This is a genomic window from Pelomonas nitida (genome assembly GCF_043555975.1).
GTDB classification, from domain to species: domain Bacteria; phylum Pseudomonadota; class Gammaproteobacteria; order Burkholderiales; family Burkholderiaceae_C; genus Pelomonas; species Pelomonas nitida.
This window is the reverse complement of sequence record NZ_JBIGIA010000015.1, coordinates 105073-125981: the sequence shown is the minus strand read 5'-3', so window position 1 is coordinate 125981 and position 20909 is coordinate 105073. Positions and strand designations below refer to the sequence as shown.

The window sequence follows — 20909 nt, the reverse complement described above, 5'->3', positions numbered from 1 at the left end:
TTCGGCGTTGCCGACTCGTTGTGGGGGCACATCCCACGCCTCGTCGGCGCCTTGCCTTGCCCCGCAACTCGCCCCGGCGCGCTCCAGGCCCAAAGCCCGACAGCCTCCCAGGAAGCAAAAAGGCTCCCGAAGGAGCCTTTGTGTGAGCGCGCGCCGGATTCAGCGCGGCAGGCGGCGGCGGGCGATGAGGCCCACGGCGCCGAGGCCGGCCAGCAGCAGCGCGTACGTCTGCGGCTCGGGCACCGCCGTGGCCACCACGAGGTCCTGGTAGTCACCGCTGGTCAGCTTGGTGACCTGGTAGGTGCTGGTGCCCGTGAAGCCCAGCGCGGCGCTGACGTAGCTGTCTGCCAGCGTCGTCACGGCCGCCGATGCGGTGGCGCGGAAGGTGCCGGTCTGCGTACCGAAGGTCGACGCTTCCTGCGTGAACTCCCACACGGCCAGCTGGAAGGCGGCCTGCTGTGTGGCGTTCATGCTGTTGCTGAACGAGGTCTGGTACAGCGCAGCCAGATGCGTGGCTTCGGCACCCGTGAACGACGACACCGAGTAGGTGGCCGCCAGCACGGAGTTGCCGGCGAGCGGCTCGATGCAGAACGCAGCGAAGCTGGTGCCGTTCGTCAGGTTGTCGTACTTGAGCTGCAGCGCGTAGTCGTCGAACACGGCGTCGGTGGCGCTCAGCGTCAGGTCATAGGCCTGCAGCGCCACACCAGCCTGGGCGGCATTGCCTTGCCAGGCGATGGACACGTCGCTGGCCTGGGCGGCTTGCGCGCCGGCCAGCAGGGCCAGGGAGGCGGCGATCGTCGAGAAACGGTTCTTCATGGGTGTTCTTTCGTCAGGCAAGACGGGTTTCAGGCCGACTTGCGGCGACGGGACGCGACGAGCGCGCCGGCAACGGCTGCGAATGCCAGGGCCACGCTGCCCGGCTCCGGCAGCGCGACGGCCACGTTGTAGCCGTTGCCTTGCTTGTTCGAGTAGCTGACGCCACTGATGCTCAGCGACCAGGTGCCGGCGTCCAGTTGCAGCGGCGACAGGGCCCACTGCTCCAGGCCGACGCGCTTGGCGGTCCAGTCCACGCCCAGCACTTGCGACCAGCTGATCGACTCGCCGGTCGTCAGGTTGGACAGCGTCACCGCGTTGATGTCGACGGCGGGAACGGAGGACAGCTTGCCGGCGGTGTTCAGCTGGCCGCTGAACCAGGTGTCGCCGGTCAGCGTGAAGGTGTAGACGTTGCTGTCGGTGAAGGCCGTGCCGAAGCCCGTCGGGTCCTTGTGGGTCGTGTTGCTGACCGAGACCGTATTGGCCGAGGCACTGGCGGCCAGAACGAGAGCTGCTGCGGCGGCAAACAGGGCTTTCATGACGAGCTTTCTGAAACTTCTATCGGGCATACCCCAGTGGCGGGGCTCTATGGGACTGCACTCTAGGGGGGTGCGGGAGGTCGCGACACCCCCCATGCATGTGGCACGGCGGTGGTTTGTGTGCAAACACACGACCACCCCCCCTGAATAGGTGGGGCGCCGCGCCCACCCCTCGCCGCCGCCGGCCATGAAAAAGGGCTGGTCGAACCAGCCCTTTTTCGTCTGTGCAATGCCGCCTCAGGCCAGCTTGCCGTGGCAGCTCTTGAACTTCTTGCCGCTGCCGCAGGGGCAGGGGTCGTTGCGGCCGACGTGGCCATGCTGCGCCAGCAGCGTATCCGGGTCGACCTCCTGGCTGATCGAGCCATCCTCGTTGGGGTGCTGGTAGGTCACGTTGGAGACGGCCTCGGCGCGGCGCTCCATGGCCTCGGCGGCCTCGCTGGCCTCTTCCTGGCTCTGGATGCGCACGTTCATCAGGATGCGCGTGACTTCCATCTTCACCAGGTCCAGCAGCTGCGAGAACAGCTCGAAGGCCTCGCGCTTGTATTCCTGCTTGGGGTTCTTCTGGGCATAGCCGCGCAGGTGGATACCCTGGCGCAGGTAGTCCAGCGCGGCCAGGTGCTCGCGCCAGCGCTGGTCGATGCTCTGCAGCAGCACCATGCGCATGAAGGGGTTGAACTGCTCGATGCCGACGCGGTCGAGCTTGCTCTGGAACTGCTCGTCGCCAGCCTTGATGACGGCCTCGAGGATGTCCTCGTCGGTGATCGAATCGCTCTTCTTGACGAGCTCGGTCAGCGCCAGCTCCACCTGCCATTCGTCGCGCAACACCTGCTCCAGGCCGGGCAGGTCCCACTGTTCCTCGACGCTCTCGGCCGGCACATAGGTGCGCACGACGTCGGTCAGCGTCGAGCCGCGCAGCGAAGCGATCTGCGCCACGAGGCTGCCCGCCTCCAGGATGTCGTTGCGCTGCTGGTAGATGACCTTGCGCTGGTCGTTCGACACGTCGTCGTACTCCAGCAGCTGCTTGCGGACGTCGAAGTTGCGGGCCTCGACCTTGCGCTGCGCGCCTTCGATGGAGCGCGTGACGATGCCGGCCTCGATGGCCTCGCCCTCGGGCATCTTGAGCCGGTCCATGATGGCGCGCACGCGCTCACCGGCGAAGATGCGCATCAGCTGGTCGTCCAGCGACAGGTAGAAGCGCGAGGAGCCCGGGTCGCCCTGGCGGCCGGCACGGCCACGCAGCTGGTTGTCGATGCGGCGGCTCTCGTGGCGCTCGGTCGCGATGATGCGCAGGCCGCCCTCGGCCTTGACCTTCTCGTGCAGGCCCTGCCACTCGTCCTTGAGCTGCTGGATCTGGGCGGCCTTGTCGGCCTCGGCGATGGACTCGTCGGCCTCGATGAACTGGATCTGCTTCTCGACGTTGCCGCCCAGCACGATGTCGGTGCCGCGGCCGGCCATGTTGGTGGCGATCGTGATGACGCCCGGGCGGCCGGCCTGGGCGACGATCTGCGCTTCCTTCTCGTGCTGCTTGGCGTTGAGCACGTTGTGCGGCAGCTTGGCCTGGTTCAGCAGCTTGGAGATCAGCTCCGAGTTCTCGATGGACGTCGTGCCCACCAGCACCGGCTGGCCACGCTCGTGGCAGCCGCGGATGTCCTCGATGACGGCGGCGTACTTTTCCTTGTCGGTCTTGTAGACCAGGTCCAGCTCGTCCTTGCGGATGGTCGGGCGGTTCGGCGGGATGACGACCGTTTCCAGGCCGTAGATCTCCTGGAACTCATAGGCCTCGGTGTCGGCCGTGCCCGTCATGCCGGACAGCTTGCCGTACATGCGGAAGTAGTTCTGGAAGGTGATCGAGGCCATCGTCTGGTTCTCGGCCTGGATCTCCACGCCTTCCTTGGCCTCGACGGCCTGGTGCAGGCCGTCGCTCCAGCGGCGGCCCGTCATCAGGCGGCCGGTGAACTCGTCGACGATGATGACCTCGCCGTTCTGCACGACGTAGCCCTGATCCTTGTGATAGACGTGGTGGGCCCGCAGCGCTGCATTCAGGTGATGCATCAGCGTGATGTTGGCCGCGTCGTACAGGCTGGCGCCCTCGGCGATCAGGCCGGCCTGGGCCAGCAGACGCTCGGCGTTCTCGTGGCCTTCTTCCGTCAGGTGGATCTGGTGCGACTTCTCGTCCACCGTGAAGTCGCCCGGCTCGATGACGCCTTCGCCCGTGCGCGGGTCCAGCTCGCCGATCTGCTTCTTCAGGCCAGGGACGACGGCGTTGATCTTCAGGTAGACGTCGGTGTGGTCGTCGGCCTGGCCCGAGATGATCAGCGGCGTGCGCGCCTCGTCGATGAGGATGGAGTCCACCTCGTCGACGATGGCGTAGGCCAGGCCGCGCTGCACGCGGTCGGCCGTCTCGTAGACCATGTTGTCGCGCAGGTAGTCGAAGCCGTACTCGTTGTTCGTGCCGTAGGTGACGTCGGCGGCGTAGGCGGCCTGCTTCTGCTCGCGGGGCATCTGCGGCAGGTTGATGCCGACCGACAGGCCCAGGAAGTTGTAGAGGCGCGCCATCCACTCGGCGTCGCGGCGCGCGAGGTAGTCGTTCACCGTGACGACGTGCACGCCCTTGCCCGTCAGCGCATTCAGGTAGACCGGCAGCGTCGCCATCAGCGTCTTGCCTTCGCCGGTACGCATTTCGGCGACCTTGCCGGCGTTCAGCACCATGCCGCCGATGAGCTGCACGTCGAAGTGGCGCATCTTCAGCGCCCGCTTGCCGCCCTCGCGGCAGACGGCAAACGCCTCGGGCAGGATGTCGTCGACCGTCTCGCCGGCCGCGATGCGCTGCTTGAAGCTCTCCGTCTGCGCGCGCAGCTCGTCGTCGGTCAGCGCCTCGTACTTCGGCTCCAGCGCGTTGATCTGCTGCACGGTGCGGCGGTACTGCTTGAGCAGGCGCTCGTTGCGGCTACCGAAAATCGAGGTGAGAAGCTTGGGCAACATGCTGCGAAGAGGTGGGCTGGCGGGCGCCGACGAATCGACGAGACGCGCGAATCTGAGGGCGCGGCCGGGCATTGCAAGACGGACTTGCCCCTGCCACGCAAAGCGGCGCAGTTTAGCAGCGGGGTGGCGAGCGACCGCCCGGCGGCGTCCCAGGAAAGCGGGCGCCTGACTACACTTGCTTTCATGTCCACCGCGCCTCGTTATCTCGGCCCCCGCGGGCTGCGCGCCAGCACCCCGTCCCCCACGCAGTTGGCTGACGTGATGCGCGCGCACGAGGGGCTGAGCCAGCTCACGGCCCGGCTGGAGGCGTCGCGCCGGCGGCTGCGCGTCATTGCGCCGGCACTGCCCGGGCCGCTGCTGGCCAGCGTGCAGTCCGGCCCGCTGGACGAAGAGGGGTGGAGCCTGCTGGTCGCCAACGCCGCCGTGGCGGCCAAGCTGCGCCACCTGCAGCCGCGTCTCGAAGCCCTGCTCGCGCAGGCCGGCCTGCCCGGCCGCATCCGCATCAAGCTGACGCGCAAATAGCCACGAGGCCGCGCCTCGTCCGGCCGCCTCATCGGCGCCGCGTTGTGCACTGTCAAAGTTGACATTCGTGCGCCTGCGCATCTGCAGGTTTTGACAGTGCCCTAAACGCGCCGTCGCTTTGATCATTCGCTCCATCGAACGGCAGACATGCCCCACAGGAGCAACGAATGATCGCCATCCCCGGCACCCCCAGCGCAGACCCGGCCGCCACCACGGCGGCCTGGCAGGTCAGCGCTGAAGACATCGACTCGCTCGACGCCCACATCGTCGCCGACGGCCCGGATGCGCACGCCCACTCGCCCTGCACCTGCGCCTCGCTGCCCGCCACCACCAGCGCCTGGCTGGATGGCCTGCTGTCCAGCCACGGCGCACGCCGCCGCTGACGCCCCCTTCCCGATCCTGCGAATAGCGCTCCGCCACCCGGCGCTATGCCTCAACCAGGGTGGCAATCAACCTCTAGGAGATATCCATGACCAACCCGACCACGATCAAGGCCGACATCGTTTCCTTCGACGACATCGACGTCACGGACGCGACCATCGAAGGCCTGGAAGTCGTCACCGTCAAAGACGCGCTGGCGCTGCCCGAAACCGGCGCTTCCAGCGGCTCCAGCTCGAGCGGCTCCTGCTCGACCTGCGGCTCGTCCTCCTGCTGCATCTCGCTCGACGCGGCCTGAGCGGCGCAGCCGCCCGCGAGGGGTGGCCGGCGCCCTGCCGGCCTCTCCTCAATCTCCCTCCCCCCGATTCCGGAGTTGCCATGTTGACCCCACCCCCTCTCGCGCCCGATGTGGCGCATGGCGCGCCACCCGCCATTGACGTGCGCGGTCTCGTCAAGAAGTACGGCAGCAAGACGGCCCTGCGCGGCCTGACGCTGCGCATCGAAGCCGGCAGCACGGTGGCCTTGATCGGCCCCAACGGCGCCGGCAAGAGCAGCTTCGTCGAGATCCTGATGGGCCTGCGCACGCCGGACGCCGGCGAGGTGCGCGTGCTGGGCCACGACGTGGTGCGCGACCCGCGCGGCCACGTGGCGCGCATCGGCGTGCAGCTGCAGGAAGCCAACCTCTTTCGCCTGCTGACCATCCGCGAGTACTTCGCGTTCTTCGCCAAGCTGTACCCGCGCCATGTCGACCTGGCCCAGCTGGCGGACGAATTCGCGCTGACCGACATGCTGGACACCCGCGTCGGCAAGCTCAGCGGCGGCCAGAAGCAGCGCGTGTCGCTGGCGCTGGCGCTGATCAACGACCCGGAACTGGTGATCCTGGACGAACCCACCGTGGGGCTGGACCCCATCGTGCGGCGCGAGTTCTGGGAACTCATCCGCACGCAGGCCGCCAAGGGCCGCACGGTGCTGTTCACCACGCACTACATGGACGAGGCCGCCGCGCTGGCGAACCAGGTCCTGATGATTTCCGCCGGCCGGCTGGTGGCCGCGGGCAGCGCCGAGCAGCTGATTGCGCGCGCACCCGCCGGCAGCCATTCGCTGGACGACGCCTACGCACACTTTGCGCGCCAAGGCGCGCTGGAGGCCGCCTGATGATCACCGCCCTTCGCGCCTACGTCGGCTTCGATTTCCGGCTGGCCTTTCGTGACCGCATGGTGCTGCTGATGACGCTGGCCGTGCCGGCCGTCATGTACGGCTTCTTCGGCCTGATGTACGGCGAGGGCGTCTACGGCGCCCAGGCCGTCAGCTACTACGACGAATACACGCCCAGCTTCATCGGGCTCGTCATGCTCAACGTCGCCTTGATGAACGTCGCCCCGGTGCTCGTCATCTACAAGGAGCAGGGGCTGTTCCGACGATTGCTGGTGACGCCGCTGGACATGGGCGCCATCTGGTTCTCAGCGGTCAGCCGGGCGTTCTCGATCTTCCTCGTCGGCCTGGTCGAGATGCTGATCGTCGGCTGGCTGATGTTCCACCGGCTGCCCACCACGTCGGCCCTCGAGCTGCTCGCGGCGCTCACCGTCAGCGCCTACGCGCTGTTCTCGCTGGGCTTCCTGATTGGTGCCGTGGCACGCAACGCCAACGCCTCGTTCAGCGCGGGCGGCCTGCTGTTCCAGCCGATGCTGCTGCTGTCGGGCGCCAGCATCCCGCTCGCCCAGTTCCCCGAGATCGTCCAGAAGATCTCGCTGCTGGTGCCGATGACGCATGTCGTCGAGGCCCTGCGGCTGGGCTGGCGCGGCGAGTTCTTCACGCCGGCCGGGCTCACACCCACCCTCGCGCTGCTCGCCTTCGGCACGGTCTTCGCGCTCATCGCCCGCCGCTGCTTCCACTGGTCCGCACGCTGAGTCTGCAGCGCGCCCTCCGCGTTTCCAACTGACGGGACTGACACATGAACTTCACCACCATGCTCCCCACCCAGGACGGGCCGATGCTGCTGCATCCTCGCTACGTGATGCGGGTGGCGGGTGAATCGGTTCGCGCCCTGCAAGGCCTGGAGACCGGCGAGACCGCCCGGGTGCTCGCCGACGGCGACCGCCAGCGCCAGGCGCTGCAGTCGCAGTCGGCGGGGTTGCTGGAGGCGCTCGCCCAGGCCATCCAGGGCTGCACCGACCGCGACCTCGGCCGCCTGGCGCTGAACGCCAAGCGCGCCGTGTTCAACCAGCGCGCCAGCAAGCCCGAGCACCTGCAGGCGCTGGCCGGCTTGCTCGGTGCTGACACGCTGGCCGAGCTGACCCGGTTCAACGAGGCGGCCATCGAACTGGCCGGCCACGAGGAGCGCGTCCGCCAAGCCTATGCCCGCGAGATCGAGGCCACCTCCGAGCACCTCAGCGCGCTGTGGCGGCTGCCGCGGCTGCGCGACGCCATCAGCTACGTGAACCCCGAGCTGTTCGCCGACTTCGAGGCCATGGCCACGCCCGGCGCCAAGCCGCTGGCCCCCAAGGCCAGGCGCAAGCTGCAGGAAACCTTCGTGCAGTACCTGACGCGCTGCAGCTCCAAGACCAGCCCGCTGTCCACCTTCACCGTGCTGCATGTGGGGCGCTGGGACGAGCGCCTGGTCAGCGACTGGTCGCTGGACTACGACGCGGGGCTGGATCGCCGCGTGACGCTCAAGGGCGCCCTGATGCGCCAGATCCTGGCGCCGCTGCTGGGCAACTTCCAGCTCTCCAGCAGCCTGTTCGCGCTGGCGCTGAACCCGAGCCTGGTGCTGGAAGGCGGGCGCGCGCGCTTTCGCACCGTCACCGAGGGCAACACCAGCAGCGGCAAGTTCTTCGGCGCCGGTGAAGCCGTGGCCGAGATCAACAGCAATGCCGCAGTCGCCTGCCTGCACCACGTGTTCGCGCAACGCAACTTCGAGCCCATCTTCGCGCGGGACCTGATCACCGCCATGTGCAAGCTCGCGCCGAAGCTGCAGCCGCCCGTCGTGAACGACCTGCTGGCCAAGCTGTACGACCTGCGCATGCTGCTGCCCGACACCCAGCCCTGGGAGCAGACCGACCCGCTGGCCTGGACGGAGCAGCTGCTCGGCGACCTGCCCGGCGACAGCGGCACGCAGGCGCGCGGCCACCTGCGCCAGGTGCGCCAGTCGCTGGACGACTTCCGCACCGCCGACCCGGCGCAGCGCGCCGTGCTGGTGACCACCGTGAAGGACGAGATCAAGGCCCTGCGCGAGGCGCTGCAAGCGCCAGAGCACCGCGCGCTGGCCGACACCGCGTTCTTCGAGAACTGCTATCTGACGTCGCTGCAGGGCGGCCTCAACCCGCGCCTGCTGGAGCCGTTCGCCGACGACCTGAGCCTGCTGATGTCGCTGGCCCCGGTCGTCGGGTTCACGCAGCAGGCCCGCTGCGACATGGCCGACTTCTTCCTGGCCGAGTACGGCGCGACCGGCGTGTGCGATCGGCCGCTGGACTTCATCCGGCGCTTCGACCAGGTCTACGCGCTCGGCAGCCTGACCCACGCGCCCGACCCGGCGCGCAAGGCCGCGCCCACCGCCATCAGCGAGGCCTTCGCCCGCGCCCGCCAGCAGTTCAACGACCTGCTCACGCCGCTGCTGATGCAGCCGGACGACGTGCAGATCGACCGCGATGCGCTGCGCGCCGTGGTGCAGGCGCTGCCGGCGCCGGTGCGCCAGCGGGGCGGCTCGCAAAGCTACGTCGGCCAGATCGCGCTGCGCCAGGGCCGCCCGATGTTCGTGCTGAACCAGGTGTTCGGCGGCCGGGGCGCGCTGATGTCGCGCTTCATGGAAGTGCTGGACGACCACGAGCTGCAGGAAGTGCGCGACTACCTGCTCAACAGCAGCGAAGGCGCGCTGTTCGCGGAGCTGCCGGGCGTGTTCGGCTTCAACGCCAACCACCACCCGCGCATGGCCGACCACGAGGTCGTCGTGCCGCCCTTCGCGCCGAACTGGGAAGACACGCGCAAGTTCGACATCGACAAGCTACGCCTGGTGTACGACCCGCGCGAGCACATGGTGCGCTTCAAGACCGAGGACGGCCGCGACATCGACGTCTGGTACCAGGGCTTCCTGATGCCCATGCTGCTGCCGCGCATCCAGCGCGTGCTGGCCATCGCCTACACCGAGGGCATCAACAACTTCACGGTCGCGCCCATGATGAAGCAGGGCCTGCTGCGCACCGACGCGGTCACCTACCTGCCGCGGCTGAGCCTGGGCGACGTGGTGCTGGCCCGCCGCACCTGGGTCATCCCGGCCGCATTGCAGCCCGATGCCGACCTGGCACCCGAGGCGTTCTTCGTGGCCATCCAGGCCTGGCGGCGCGAGCTGGGCCTGCCCGAGCAGGTGTTCCTGCGCGGCATGCCCGCCAGCGACCCCACGGTGCAGACCGGCACGTCGCTGAACTTCAAGTGGGACGCTGTGGACTTCAAGGACCTCAAGCCCTTTCACGTGCGCTTCGACAGCCCCCGCCTGGTGCGGCTGATGCAGCGCACGCTCAAGCGCAACAGCTTCTCCATCGTCGCCTCCGAGGTGCTGCCCTCGCTGGACGACCAGCACGTGTCGGTGGACGGCCAGCCCCACGTCGCCGAGCTGCAGTTCGAGCTCAGCACGCTGCCGCAGCGCCTGCAACCCGCCAGCCGGCGCGACCAGTGGCATGCGCTGCGCATCGCCTACTTCGACGAAGACCGCCGCGGCCTGCTGCTGGGCCCGCTGAGCGAACTCGTGGACACGCTGCGCCATCGGCACGGCATCGACCGCGTGATGCTGCTGCCGCACTGGCGCCATGGCCCGCACGTGGACCTGGCCGTGCACTGCAGCGCCCAGGTGCTGGACGAGGCCGTGTGGCCCGCCGTGCGCGCCCAGCTCCTCCCCTGGCTCGCCGCCCACCCCAGCACGCGCTCGATCGACCCGCAGGCCTACGAGGCGCTGGCCGCCAAGCTCGCGCTGTTCGAACTGGACCCCGAGCCCGCGCTGCCGCTGCTGCAGAACAACACCGTCACCCCGGCCCCGTACGTGCGCCCCAAGGCGCTGAAGCTGGAGGCCTTCGCCGCGGCGCGCGAAGACTTCCAGGTCGCCGCCCTGCCGCTGGCGCTGAACCTGCTGCGCCACAAGGTCGAGGGCGACAACGACTTCATGCTGACGCTGGCCGCCATGCTGGCCCTGGTGGGGCAGACCTACGAGATCGGCGGGCTGTCTCGCGGCTACGTGTCGCTGCGCTCGCACGCCGAGTACTTCTTTGCCGCACACGACGAAGGCGGCGCGCTGCGCAGCCGGTTCGACGCGCTGGATCGGCGCCTGGCCAGCCGCGTGGACGACGTGCTGCGGGCGGTGCTGGCGGGCCGGCTGGACGACCTGGCCCTCTCGCCCGGGCTCAAGCGCGTGCTGACCGACTGGCAAGGCGTGCTGGCGACAACGGCCGACACCAACCGCCGCATCGTGCACCAGCACTACGAGATGCTGCTGGCCGATGACACCTTCGACCGCCTGCAAGGTGCCGTCACCGCGCAGGGCCCCGCCGATTTCCAGGCCCGCATGCGCCAGCGCAAGCCCAGCGAGATCGGCCACGCCCTCGGCCAGCCGCGCGGCATGCTCGCCATGAGCACGCCGCAGATCATGGCCTACCGCACCACGGTCAACTTCTTCTACACGCTGCTGCCCTTGCTCGGGGTGTCGCCGATGCAGAAGTTCTGCCTGTGCCACCTCGTCGCCCTGGGCGTCGAGCGCGTGCTGGGCGTGAGCTGGCGCGACATCACCGGGCTGCAGGCCACCCGCCAGCCGGAGGTCTCCGCATGAACACCACCACCCTCGATGCCTGGCCCGCCCGCCGGCTGCGCCTGAAGCACCACGTCTTCTTCCGCGACACGCCGGCCGGCGTGCAGTTCGACGGCGGCAGCCGCAGCCTGCTGCTCCCGGCCACCGCCGGAACCGAACTGCACAAGCTGGTGGAGCGCGTCATCGCGCTGATGGACCAGGGGCTGGACATGGCCGCCCTGCAGGCCCGGCTGCCCGAGCGGCTGCAGGCCCCGGTGCAGCGCGTCGTGCAGGCGCTGGACGCCCATGGGCTGCTGCTCGACGAAACCGACGACACACCCTGGCTGCCGCAGGCCGACGTGCCGCTGGCGCTCGGCGAGTTCATCAAATACCTGCAAGACCGCGCCGAGCCCGCCACGCGCCGCGCCCGCTGGGCCGCGTGGCGCCACGCCACGGTGCTGCTGGCGGGCGACGGGCACGCGCTGAAGGCGGCCGCCCGCGCGCTGGCCGACAGCGGCGTGGGTGCACTGCGGCTGCGCGCCGGCGACGGCCTCATCGGGCCGGACGAACTGCGCGAACACCTGCTGGATGCCGGCATCGCGGGGCAGCGGCTGGACGTGCAAGCCGGCGCGCCGCAAGCCGCCGACTTCGCCGGCGTGACCGCGCTGCTGTGGGCCAGCGACCGCCGCGATGCCACCCAGCCGGCCGCCGCCTTCGAGGACGACGCACGCCGCCTCGCGCTGCCGGCGGTCGTCGCGCTGCGCAGCGGCGGCATGGCCCTCGTGGCGCCCCCCGTGGAGCCCGGGCTGCCCGGCGTGCACGAGCTGCTGCAATGGCAACAAGCCGGCGCCGACGAGCCGCACAGCCCCGCCAGCCTGGCGTTGATGGGCGTGGTGGCCGCGCAAGGCCTGATGGACCACCACTTCGGCATCGGCCGCACGCAGTGGCAGCGCCGCGTGCGCCGCGTGTCGCCCTACCTGGAGCTGAGCCAGCACCCGCTGGTGGCCGCCGGCGACCGCGACCTGGCCGCCCTGGCGCCGCAGGCCTTCGCCGACCTGCTGGGCCAGCCCAGCGATCGCACGCTGTCGGGCTATGAACAGCAGCGCGTCGCGCTGACGCCGTGGTTCGACGCCAGCTTCGGCCCCCTGGCATTCCGCCCGGCCGGTGCACGCGGCCAGGTGCTCTCGCAGCTGCCGCTCTACCACGACGCCATCGCCGTGCGCGCGCCGCAGCCACAGGGCGGCGCCGTCACGCACGTGGTCGGCTGGGGGCTGAACGCCGAACAGGCCGGCACCCGCGCGCTGCAACTGGCGCTGAGCCAGCTGGCCGCCAAGCTGACGCCCGGCCAGGACGCGGCCGAGTTCGTCACCGCGTTCGACGCCGACCGCTGGCAGGCGCTGGCGCTGGCCCAGGCCATCGCCGCGCACCCGCGCTTCGAGGCCGAACGGCAGGTCGCCACCGTCGAGCTGGCCCAGGTGCAGGACGACGTGGTGCACCTGCTGCGCCAGCTGCTGCACCACTTCGTGCCCGCGCCGGCCCGCGTGCTGCTGCACTGGCATCCGCGCCTGGCCGCCTGCGTGGCGCAGGTGTTCGTCGGCGACACGCTGGTGGGCAGCGCCTGTGACGCCGCCGCCCTGCCCGCCCTGCAAGAGGCGCTGGGGCTGGCCTGCAGCACCGTGCAGGTGAACGACGACTCGCTGTGGCGGGGCCGCACCTGGCGCTGGCCCGCGCCGCAGCCGCACCAATGGCAGCCCGCGCCCACAGACCTGAACGCCGCGCCGGCCGCGCAACCCGCGCAGGTGCGCTGGCAGCAGGCACTGGCCCTGAACCTGCCCGGCGGTGTGCACTGCGGCCGCGCCGTCATCGACCCTCACGAGGCCCTGGCATGAACATCACTGCCCCCACCCTGAAGTCGCAGGCCTGGACGCTGGTGCACGACGCCAGCAGCGACGCGCTGTGGCCCGCGCTGCGCGCCGCCACCGACCGCCAGCACGCGCTGGCCGACGCCCCGCTGCCGCAGGCCGGCGAGCGCTGCCTGCTGGTGTTCGACCTGCGCCGGGCGCCCGAGGCGCTGGCCTGGCAGGCGCGGGCGCGCCGCGCCGGCGCCGATCTGCTGCTGCTGGGGCTGGAGCCCGGCAGCGCCAGCTTCGGCCCGCACGTGGCGCCGGCGCAGGACGACGCGCCCTGCCTGGGCTGCCTGATGCGCTGGACGCAGCTCAACCTGAACCAGCCGCAGCACTGGTCGGCCGAGGCGCACGCGCCGGCCGACCTGGCGCGGCAGTCGCAGGCCCCACTGGGGCCCGCCGGGCACACCATGTTCACGCACCTGCTGGCCCAGGTGCTGGCCGACCCGTCCCAGCTGGACGGCCGCGTGCTGCGGCTGAACTGGGAGCGCCTGACCACCGACCACCACCGCCTGCACCGCCACCCCGGCTGCCCCGACTGCCAGCCCCTGCCGGCCGACAACGCCGAACTGGCCCGCCTGACGCTGCAGTCGCAGCCGCTGGCGCCCAACGGCCGCGGCCGCGTCCCCAACCCTCGGCTGAACGTGGCGGCCCTGCGCGACAACTTCCTGGACCACCGCACCGGCGTCATCAAGCACCTGTTCCACGACCTCAACTCCGAGCTGATGCCCATGGTCGTGGCCGAGATGAGCCTGCCCGGCTCGTCGGTGGCCGAGAGCGGCTACGGCCGCACCGAGAGCCGCGAGGGCTCGGAGCTGGTGGCCATGCTGGAGGCGCTGGAGCGCTTTTGCGGCCACGAGCCACGCCGCCACGGCGGCGCCACGCGCGGCAGCTTCGAGGCCCTGCGGCGCCAGTACGGCGACGCCGTGGTCGACCCGCGCACCTTCGTGCTGCATGAGGCCGAGCAGATGGCGCAGCCCAGCTTCGACCTGGAGCCCTACAGCGAAGCGCTGGCGTTCAACTGGGCCTGGGGCTGGTCCATGCGCCAGCAACGGCCGGTGTTGGTGCCCGAGCAGATGGTCTATTACCGGCTGGGCGACACGCCGGTGCAGCCGCTGAACCGCTTCGTCTACGAGACCTCCAGCGGCTGCGCGCTGGGCGGCTGCGTGGAAGAGGCGGCGCTCTACGGCCTGATGGAAGTGCTTGAGCGCGACGCCTACCTGACGTCGTGGTACGGCCGCATCGCGCCGCGCGCGCTGCAGCTCGATGCCGTGGCCGACGAACGCGTCGCTGCGCTGGTGGCCCGCAGCCGCGCGCAGGGCTACGAGGTCCACGCCTTCGACATGCGCCTGGACATCGACGTGCCGCTGGTCTGGGCGCTCATCGTCGACCCGCGCGCCGACGCGCCGGTGAAGAGCTACTGCGCCTCGGCCGGCCATGCGCGATGGGAGCAGGCACTGTTCGCGGCGCTGGTGGAGGTGACCACGTCGATGGGCGTGTACCAGGTGTCGATGCCCCCGCTGCGCGAGCGCGCGCTGGCCATGGCCCGCGACCCCTGGCAGGTGCGCAGCATGGCCGACCACGTGCTGCTTTACAGCCTGCCCGAGGTCTACCCGCGGCTGAGCTTCCTCTTCGACGGCCCGCCTGCCCAGCCGCTGCCAGCGCCGGAGCCGGCCGCCACCGACGTGCGCGACGAGCTGCTGCGCCGCGTGCAGCAGACCCTGGCCGTGGCCAGCGACGTGATCGTCGTGAACCAGAGCTGGGCGCCGATGCAGGCGCTGAACCTGCACTGCGTGAAGGTGCTGGCGCCGGGGCTGACGCCGGTCACCTTTGGCCACCAGCACCGCCGCTGCGCGCTGCCGCGGCTGAACGCGGCCCGCCGCGCCCGCGGCCTCGCGCCGATGGCGGCCGGGGACATCAACCCCGAACCGCACAACTTCCCATGAACGCCACCCACGGAGCACAGCCATGAGCATGCTGGCATTGCAAGCCGCGCCGGCCCTGCCGCTGGCGCAGGCCTGGTGGCTGGGCACCCACCGGCGCATGGACCTGATGAACGTGCCGGCCTTCAGCGCCGCCGCCCCGGCCGCGCCGACGCTGGCGCCCCGGGTGACCGTGCAACGCCGCCTGCACCGCCTGCCCAGCCGGCTGCCGGCCGAGCTGCTGAGCCTGGCGGACCACCTGCAGGGCCGCCCAGGCGCAGCAGCGCTGGACGCGCCCGCGGCGCTGGCGCTGCTGCTGCGTCACCTGGCCGCGCCGCTGAGCTACCAGGCGGACAACCCCTACGCCATCCACCGCGCCGTGCCCTCGCCGCGCTGCGCCTACCCCTGCCGCGTGTTCGTCATCGAGCGGCACGACGCGGGCGTGCGCCAATGGCTGTACGAAGGCGAGCACCAGGCACTCGCCGTGGCCGGCGGCCCCTGCGACGCGCAGGCCCTGCTGGGCGAGCACCCGCTGGCCGTCATCGGCGTGGCCAGGCACTGGGTTCTGGCCGACAAGTACGGCGACTTCGCCCCCTTCAACGGCATGCTGGAAGCGGGCATGGCGCAAGCGCAGCTGCAACACCTGGCCCAAGCCCTGGGCTGGGCCGCCGAGCCGCTGGAAGGCGACCCCGCCGCGCTGCGCGCCGCGAGCCGGCTGTGCGAACACCCGCTGGAAACCGTGGCCTACGGCCTGCGCCTGACGCCCGCCGCCGGCCAGCGCTGGCCGGCCAGCTGGCCGGGCGACGCCGTCGACACCCCCGTGGCCACGCAGGCGCCGTCGCCACGGCTGGCCGAGGCCTACGACCTGCTGCCCCGGCTGGCGGCACAGTTCGCGGCCATCGGCCCGGCACAGCCCTTCACGCCCGCGCTGCCGCCCACACCACCCCGCTCAGCGCCGGCTTCGCCCGACCTACCGCCCGGCCTGGGCCTGCTGCAGCTGATGCGCGCCCGCAGCGCCGGCAGCGACCGCGGCGGGCTCGCGCCACGGCTGGCGCCGCTGCCCGCCGGCACGCGCGACCAGTTGCTCGCGTTGTGGCGCGCACTGGCCGCGCGCCGCCCGGCCCTGCCCGGCGAGGCCGAACTGCAGCCGCTGCTGATGTGGCTGGACGAGGCCGCCGGCGACACCGGCCTGTTCACCGCCAATGGCGAGTCCGCCGGCGCCATGCCGCCCGCCCGCCTGAAGGCGCTGCTGCAGGGGTCGCTGCCCCATGCCGGCGTGCGCCACAACCTGCACGGCCTGAAGTGCCACGCACTGTGGTGCGCCGACCTGGACGCCGCGCAGGCCCGCCACGGCGGCGCCGCGCTGCGCCGCCTGCACCTGGCGGCCGGCGCCCAGGCGCAGGACTTCAGCCTGGCCGCGACCGCGTTCGGCCTGTTCGCCCGGCCGCTGCGCATGATGCGCGAGGCGGTCCTCGAAGGGGGCCTGGCACTGCCCGGCCCGCTGGTCTACCAGGTGATGTGCGGGCTGAACCGCCGCACCAACACCCGCTGGGAACTCTAGGAGCCCCGCCATGCCGCTCACCGCCCTCCCCGACCCGCAGCACCAGGCCGCGCACGCGCAAGACTGGTTTGCGCTGCACATCTTCCTGGCCGACGCGGCCGCCACCGACCGTTTCTTGCTGGACTGGGTCACCCCACAAGTGCGCCGGCTGATGGGCAGCGGCGCCGCGCGCGGCTGGTTCTTCCTGCGCTACTGGGAGGGCGGCCCACACCTGCGGCTGCGTCTGCGCGGCCTGTCGGCCGCCGGCCGCGCGCAGCTGCTGGCCGAGGTGCGCGCCGCGCTGCCCGGCTATCTGAGCGCCGAGCCGCCCACCCGCGAGCGCTACTACCGCCACCACTTCTTCGACGGCCAGCCGATGGACCCGGCGCAACTGCCGTGGTTCGACGAAGGCAGCGTGCAGGTGATGCCCTACGACGCCGAATGGCGCCGTTACGGCGGCATGGCAGGCCTGGCCGTCAACGAAGGCCTGTTCGACCTGAGCAGCACGCTCGCGCTGAGCCTGGTGCGCGCGAGCACCGCAGACGTGTCGCGCCGCCTGCAGCTGGCGGCCAGCCTGATGCCGCTGTTCGCCCAGGCCTGGCAGGCCGACCTGCCCGGCGTGGCGCGCTTCCTGGACGACTACGTGGCCTACTGGACGGCCAGCTCGGCGCAGGTCCAGGCTTTCGACGCGCCGGGCGCGCTGGCCCCCGCGCCCACCGCCGAGCAATGCCGTCGCCTGGCGCAGCAGCTGCAGGGCGACGCTGACGGCACGCCGCGCAGCCCCGCCGCGCTACTGAGGGCCGGCCTGCAAGCGGCCCGCTCGCAATGGGACATCCAGCGCCACCAGGGCTTGCTGGTGTCGCCCATCACCGATGCGCCGGTGGCCGACGACACCCAGCACCGGCAGGCCTTACAGGCCATGCTGGCCTCGCAGCTGCACATGCTCAACAACCGGCTGGGCCTGGCACCGATGCAGGAGGTGGCGCTGGCACGCAGCCTGGCACGCACCGCTCACGCCCTGGCGCGTGAAGCCGCACCCCACCCCCTGGCCGCTTGACTCGACGGAGGCTGACATGAAGGAACTCTTGGTCGTCATCGAGCAGTTGCGCCGCCAGCGTCTGCACACGCTCATCCTGCTGGCCAGCGTCGCGCTGACCTTTGCCGCCTACACGGTGCTGGGCTCGCTGCGCTACTCGCTGGACAGCGGCGAGGAATCGGTCTCGGGCCAACGCCTCATCATCACGCCGCAGTCGGGCCTGATGGCGCAGCTGCCGATGGCGCAGAAGGCCCGCATCGAGGCGCTGCCGGGCGTGGCGCAGGTGGGCCACGCCACGTGGCTGGGCGCCTACTACCAGGACCAGCGCCAGATGCAGATGGTCTTCGCCGTACAGCCCCAGGCCTGGCTGGCACAGCACCCCGACATGATCGTGAAGCCTGGCGTGGCCGAGGCCTTCTACGCCCAGCGCGACGGCATCCTGGTCAGCCAGGGCCTGGCCGACCGCTACGGCTGGCGCGTGGGCGACGTGGTGCCGCTGGGCAGCATCCTGTTCCAGCCCCCGACCGGCGAGCCCGCGTGGCGGCTGCGCGTGGCGGGCACCTTCACCAGCGCCGACAACGGCGGCGGCCGCAACTTCATCCTGATGCACTACGACACCCTCAACGAGGGCCGGTCGCTGTGGCGCGACACCGTGGGCTCGTTCATGGTGACGGCCAAGCCGGGCGTGTCGGTGCAAGGCCTGGCCAACGAGATCGACGCGGCCTTCGCCACCACGCCGGACCCGACCAACAGCAACACCGACCAGGCCTTCCACAGCGAATTCTTCGCCCAGTTCGGCAACGTCACATTCATGATCAAGGCCGTCGTCGCGGCGGCGTTCGGCTCGCTGATGCTGGTGGTTAGCAGCACGCTGGCGCTGGCGGTGCGGCAGAGCACGCGCGACATCGGCGTGCTGAAGGTGCTGGGCTGGTCGCACGCCCGCGTGCTGCGCCTGGTGTTCTGGCGCTCCGGCGCACTGGTGTGGCTGGGCTCGGCCATCGGCATCGGCGCAGGCGCGCTGTTCAACCTGCTGGTCACGCGGCAGCTGTCGCAGTTCATGCCGGATGTGGTGTTGCCCTGGGCCGTGCTGGGCGAGGCGGCGGTGATCACGATGCTGGTCAGCGTGCTCACGGGGCTGGTGCCTGCGCTGCTGGCGCTGCGCATCCGCCCCCTGCAGGCTTTGACAGTCGACAACGGTTGAGCCGCAGCGCAACCTGACGGCCATGAACACCCCCCTCTCCTCCTCCTGGCGCCAATGGCCGCCGCTGATGCAGGTCTCGCTTGCCAGCCTGTGGCGCAACAAGTGGGCCAGCGCCACGGTGACACTGTGCGTGATGCTGGTCGTGCTGGTGCTGCTGGGCTTCCTCGCGATGGCCGACGGCTATCAGCGCAGCCAGCGCAACACCGGCGCCACCGACGTGGCCGTGATGCTGGCCGAGGAAGCCACCAGCGAGCCCGGCAGCCGCCTGTCGCGCGAGCAGGTCTCGCTGCTGGCCGCCGGCCCCGGCATCGTGCAGCGCGACGGCCAGCCGCTGGCCTCGGCCGAGTTCAGCATGACGGTTGCGGTAGCGCGCGGCGAGCGCGGCCGCCAGAACTTCAACCTGCGCGGCATGGATGCGCAAGGCCTGGCCCTGCGCGGCGGCCTGCAGATCGTGCAGGGGCGGCTGTTCACGCCTGGCCGCAACGAGATCGTCGTCGGCCGCCGGCTGGCCGCCCAGGGCGACGAGCTGGCGCCGGGCCGCACGGTGCGCCTGGCCGGGCGCGACTGGCAGGTCGTCGGGCTGTACGCGCTGGACGCGTCGCTGTTCGAGACCGAAGCCTGGGCCGACGTCGGCGCCGTGCAGGCCGCCTACGGTCGCCAGGGGCAGTTCCAGTCGGTGCGGGCCCAGCTGGCCGGCCCCGACACGGCAGCGTCCCTCGCCACGCTGCAGCAGTACGTGGCGCAGGACAACCGCCTCAAGCTCAGCGTGCAGACCGAGCGCCAGTTCTTCGAGCAGCAGGCCTCGGGCACGCACAACCTGCTGGTCTACCTGGGCTGGCCGCTGGCCGCGGTGCTGGCCGTGGGCACGGTGGCGGGCACGCTGAACACCTTGTCGATCACGGTGCAGGCACGCCGACGCAGCCTGCAGGTGCTGAACCTGCTGGGCTACAGCAGCCGCGTCGTCGCGCTGTGCGTGCTGTCGGAAGCGCTGATCCTGTCGCTGCTGGGCGCGCTCTGCGGCACCGTGGTGGGTTGGCTGGCCTTCGACGGCGTGCACGGCGTGACCGTCGGCAGCGGCTTCACCAGCGTGCATTTCGACTGGCAGCTGGCGCCCGGCAGCCTGCTGGCCGCCATTGCCCTGGCGCTGGCGGTGGGAGCCCTGGGTGGGCTGCTGCCGGCCTGGCGCGTGTTGAATAGCCGTCAAGGAGCCGCCGCATGAACGCCCCCGTCCACCCGCTCGATGCCGGCGCGGATCGCCGCGCGCAACTGATGGCCACGCTGGGCTTGTCGCACCATGGCGCGGACACGAACGCCAGCGCTACTGCGGCGCCGTCACCCGCCGGCCCCGTGCACGCGCCCCACCGGCGTGTGCCGGCCTGGGCGCTGGCGGCACTGGGCCTGCAGACAGTGGCCCTGGCGGCGCTGGTGAGCACCAACCGGAGCGACGCCCTGCCCGGGCTGCTCGGCGCCCAGGCCACCGCTGCACCGGCGCCCGCTGCCGCACCCACCGCGCCACGTGTGGCGGTTCCCGGCGTGCGCTTCGAGGCCTCGGGCTTCGTGGCCGCCACGCGCACCGCGACGGTGTCAGCACGAACCTTGGGTCAGGTGTCCGAGGTGTTCGCCGACGAGGGGACGTTGGTGAAGCGCGGCCAGGTGCTGGCCCGCATGGCCGACCAGCAGGCCCGCACCGAGTTCGGCCTGGCGCAGGCCCAGCTGGCGGCCGCGCAGGCCCGGCTCGGCGCGGCGCAGGCGCAGCTGGACGAAGCCCGGCGCGACCTCGACCGCGAGCAATCGCTGCGCGACCAGAACTTCACCAGCGAGTCACGCCTGAGCAAGAGCAAGACGTCGCTTGACGTGGCACTGAGCAACCTGGCCAGCGCCAAGGCCGACGCCGCGCTGGGCGAACTGCAGGTGCAACGCCAGGCCCAGGCCCTGGAGGACTACACCGTGCGCGCGCCGTTCGACGGCGTGGTGCTGGCGCGCAACGCGCAGGTGGGCGAGATCGTCGCGCCGGGCGGTGCCGGCGGCGGCTACACGCGCACCGGCATCTACACCATCGTCGACATGCACTCGCTGGAGCTGGTGGTGGACGTCAACGAAGACCTGCTCAGCAAGGTCGAACCCGGCCGCAAGGTCAGCGCCGAGCTGTACTCGCACAAAGGCTGGCAGGTGGCCGGCGAGGTGCTGCGCGTGATGCCCAACGCCGACCGCGCCAAGTCCACCGTGCGTGTGCGCATCAAGCTGCTGGACGAAGACCCGCGCATCCTGCCCGACATGGCCGTCAAGGTCTTGTTCCTCTGAATCGACT

16 protein-coding genes are annotated in these 20909 nt (G+C 70.9%); 13 read left to right on the top strand and 3 right to left on the bottom strand.

Going from position 1 to position 20909, the window contains the following annotated elements:
* Positions 1–159: 159 nt before the first annotated feature.
* From ACG00X_RS18545 to secA, 3 genes are all read right to left on the bottom strand, one after another.
* The gene (locus tag ACG00X_RS18545) at positions 160–816 is read right to left on the bottom strand and encodes a PEP-CTERM sorting domain-containing protein (protein ID WP_394490212.1); all 657 of its coding nucleotides are present in this window, start codon (positions 814–816) and stop codon (positions 160–162) included.
* Positions 817–845: 29 nt separating this feature from the next.
* Positions 846–1352, bottom strand: coding sequence for a hypothetical protein (locus ACG00X_RS18540; RefSeq protein WP_394490210.1), 507 nt, complete (start codon positions 1350–1352; stop codon positions 846–848).
* 237 nt (positions 1353–1589) lie between these two features.
* Complete coding sequence (secA, locus tag ACG00X_RS18535) at positions 1590–4334, bottom strand: preprotein translocase subunit SecA (RefSeq protein WP_394490208.1); 2745 nt, start codon at positions 4332–4334, stop codon at positions 1590–1592.
* Between the two features lie 183 nt (positions 4335–4517).
* On the opposite strand from secA, the gene ACG00X_RS18530 reads away from it, so the two are divergent.
* The 13 genes from ACG00X_RS18530 (at position 4518) to ACG00X_RS18470 (ending at position 20902) form a co-directional block, all read left to right on the top strand.
* Positions 4518–4856, top strand: a complete 339-nt coding sequence (locus tag ACG00X_RS18530; protein WP_394490206.1) for a hypothetical protein — start codon at positions 4518–4520, stop codon at positions 4854–4856.
* A gap of 167 nt (positions 4857–5023) precedes the next feature.
* Entirely contained in the window at positions 5024–5239 is a 216-nt protein-coding gene (locus ACG00X_RS18525) for a hypothetical protein (protein ID WP_394490204.1), read from the top strand.
* A gap of 86 nt (positions 5240–5325) precedes the next feature.
* The gene (locus ACG00X_RS18520; protein WP_394490202.1) at positions 5326–5532 is read left to right on the top strand and encodes a thiazolylpeptide-type bacteriocin; all 207 of its coding nucleotides are present in this window, start codon (positions 5326–5328) and stop codon (positions 5530–5532) included.
* Between the two features lie 80 nt (positions 5533–5612).
* Positions 5613–6389, top strand: coding sequence for an ABC transporter ATP-binding protein (locus ACG00X_RS18515; protein ID WP_394490200.1), 777 nt, complete (start codon positions 5613–5615; stop codon positions 6387–6389).
* The gene (locus ACG00X_RS18510; RefSeq protein ID WP_394490197.1) at positions 6389–7141 is read left to right on the top strand and encodes an ABC transporter permease; all 753 of its coding nucleotides are present in this window, start codon (positions 6389–6391) and stop codon (positions 7139–7141) included. Before ACG00X_RS18515 ends, ACG00X_RS18510 begins: the two co-directional genes overlap by 1 nt.
* A gap of 44 nt (positions 7142–7185) precedes the next feature.
* Positions 7186–11040, top strand: coding sequence for a lantibiotic dehydratase (locus ACG00X_RS18505; protein ID WP_394490195.1), 3855 nt, complete (start codon positions 7186–7188; stop codon positions 11038–11040).
* On the top strand, positions 11037–12887 hold the full coding sequence (locus ACG00X_RS18500; RefSeq protein WP_394490193.1) for a hypothetical protein: 1851 nt from the start codon (positions 11037–11039) through the stop codon (positions 12885–12887). The genes ACG00X_RS18505 and ACG00X_RS18500 overlap by 4 nt, the downstream gene beginning before the upstream one ends.
* The gene (locus ACG00X_RS18495) at positions 12884–14848 is read left to right on the top strand and encodes a TOMM precursor leader peptide-binding protein (protein ID WP_394490191.1); all 1965 of its coding nucleotides are present in this window, start codon (positions 12884–12886) and stop codon (positions 14846–14848) included. The genes ACG00X_RS18500 and ACG00X_RS18495 overlap by 4 nt, the downstream gene beginning before the upstream one ends.
* Before the next feature lie 22 nt (positions 14849–14870).
* A complete protein-coding gene (locus ACG00X_RS18490; RefSeq protein WP_394490189.1) occupies positions 14871–16385 on the top strand; it encodes a nitroreductase family protein in 1515 nt (504 codons plus the stop codon).
* Between the two features lie 10 nt (positions 16386–16395).
* On the top strand, positions 16396–17421 hold the full coding sequence (locus ACG00X_RS18485; protein ID WP_394490187.1) for a lantibiotic dehydratase C-terminal domain-containing protein: 1026 nt from the start codon (positions 16396–16398) through the stop codon (positions 17419–17421).
* Between the two features lie 16 nt (positions 17422–17437).
* Positions 17438–18601 carry an ABC transporter permease gene (locus ACG00X_RS18480; protein ID WP_394490185.1) on the top strand — a complete coding sequence of 388 codons (1164 nt, stop codon included), beginning with the start codon at positions 17438–17440 and terminating at the stop codon, positions 18599–18601.
* A 22-nt stretch (positions 18602–18623) separates the two neighbouring features.
* Positions 18624–19820 (top strand): ABC transporter permease, encoded by a 1197-nt coding sequence (locus tag ACG00X_RS18475; RefSeq protein ID WP_394490183.1) that lies wholly within the window; start codon positions 18624–18626, stop codon positions 19818–19820.
* On the top strand, positions 19817–20902 hold the full coding sequence (locus tag ACG00X_RS18470; protein WP_394490181.1) for an efflux RND transporter periplasmic adaptor subunit: 1086 nt from the start codon (positions 19817–19819) through the stop codon (positions 20900–20902). The genes ACG00X_RS18475 and ACG00X_RS18470 overlap by 4 nt, the downstream gene beginning before the upstream one ends.
* The last annotated feature ends 7 nt before the right edge of the window (positions 20903–20909 follow it).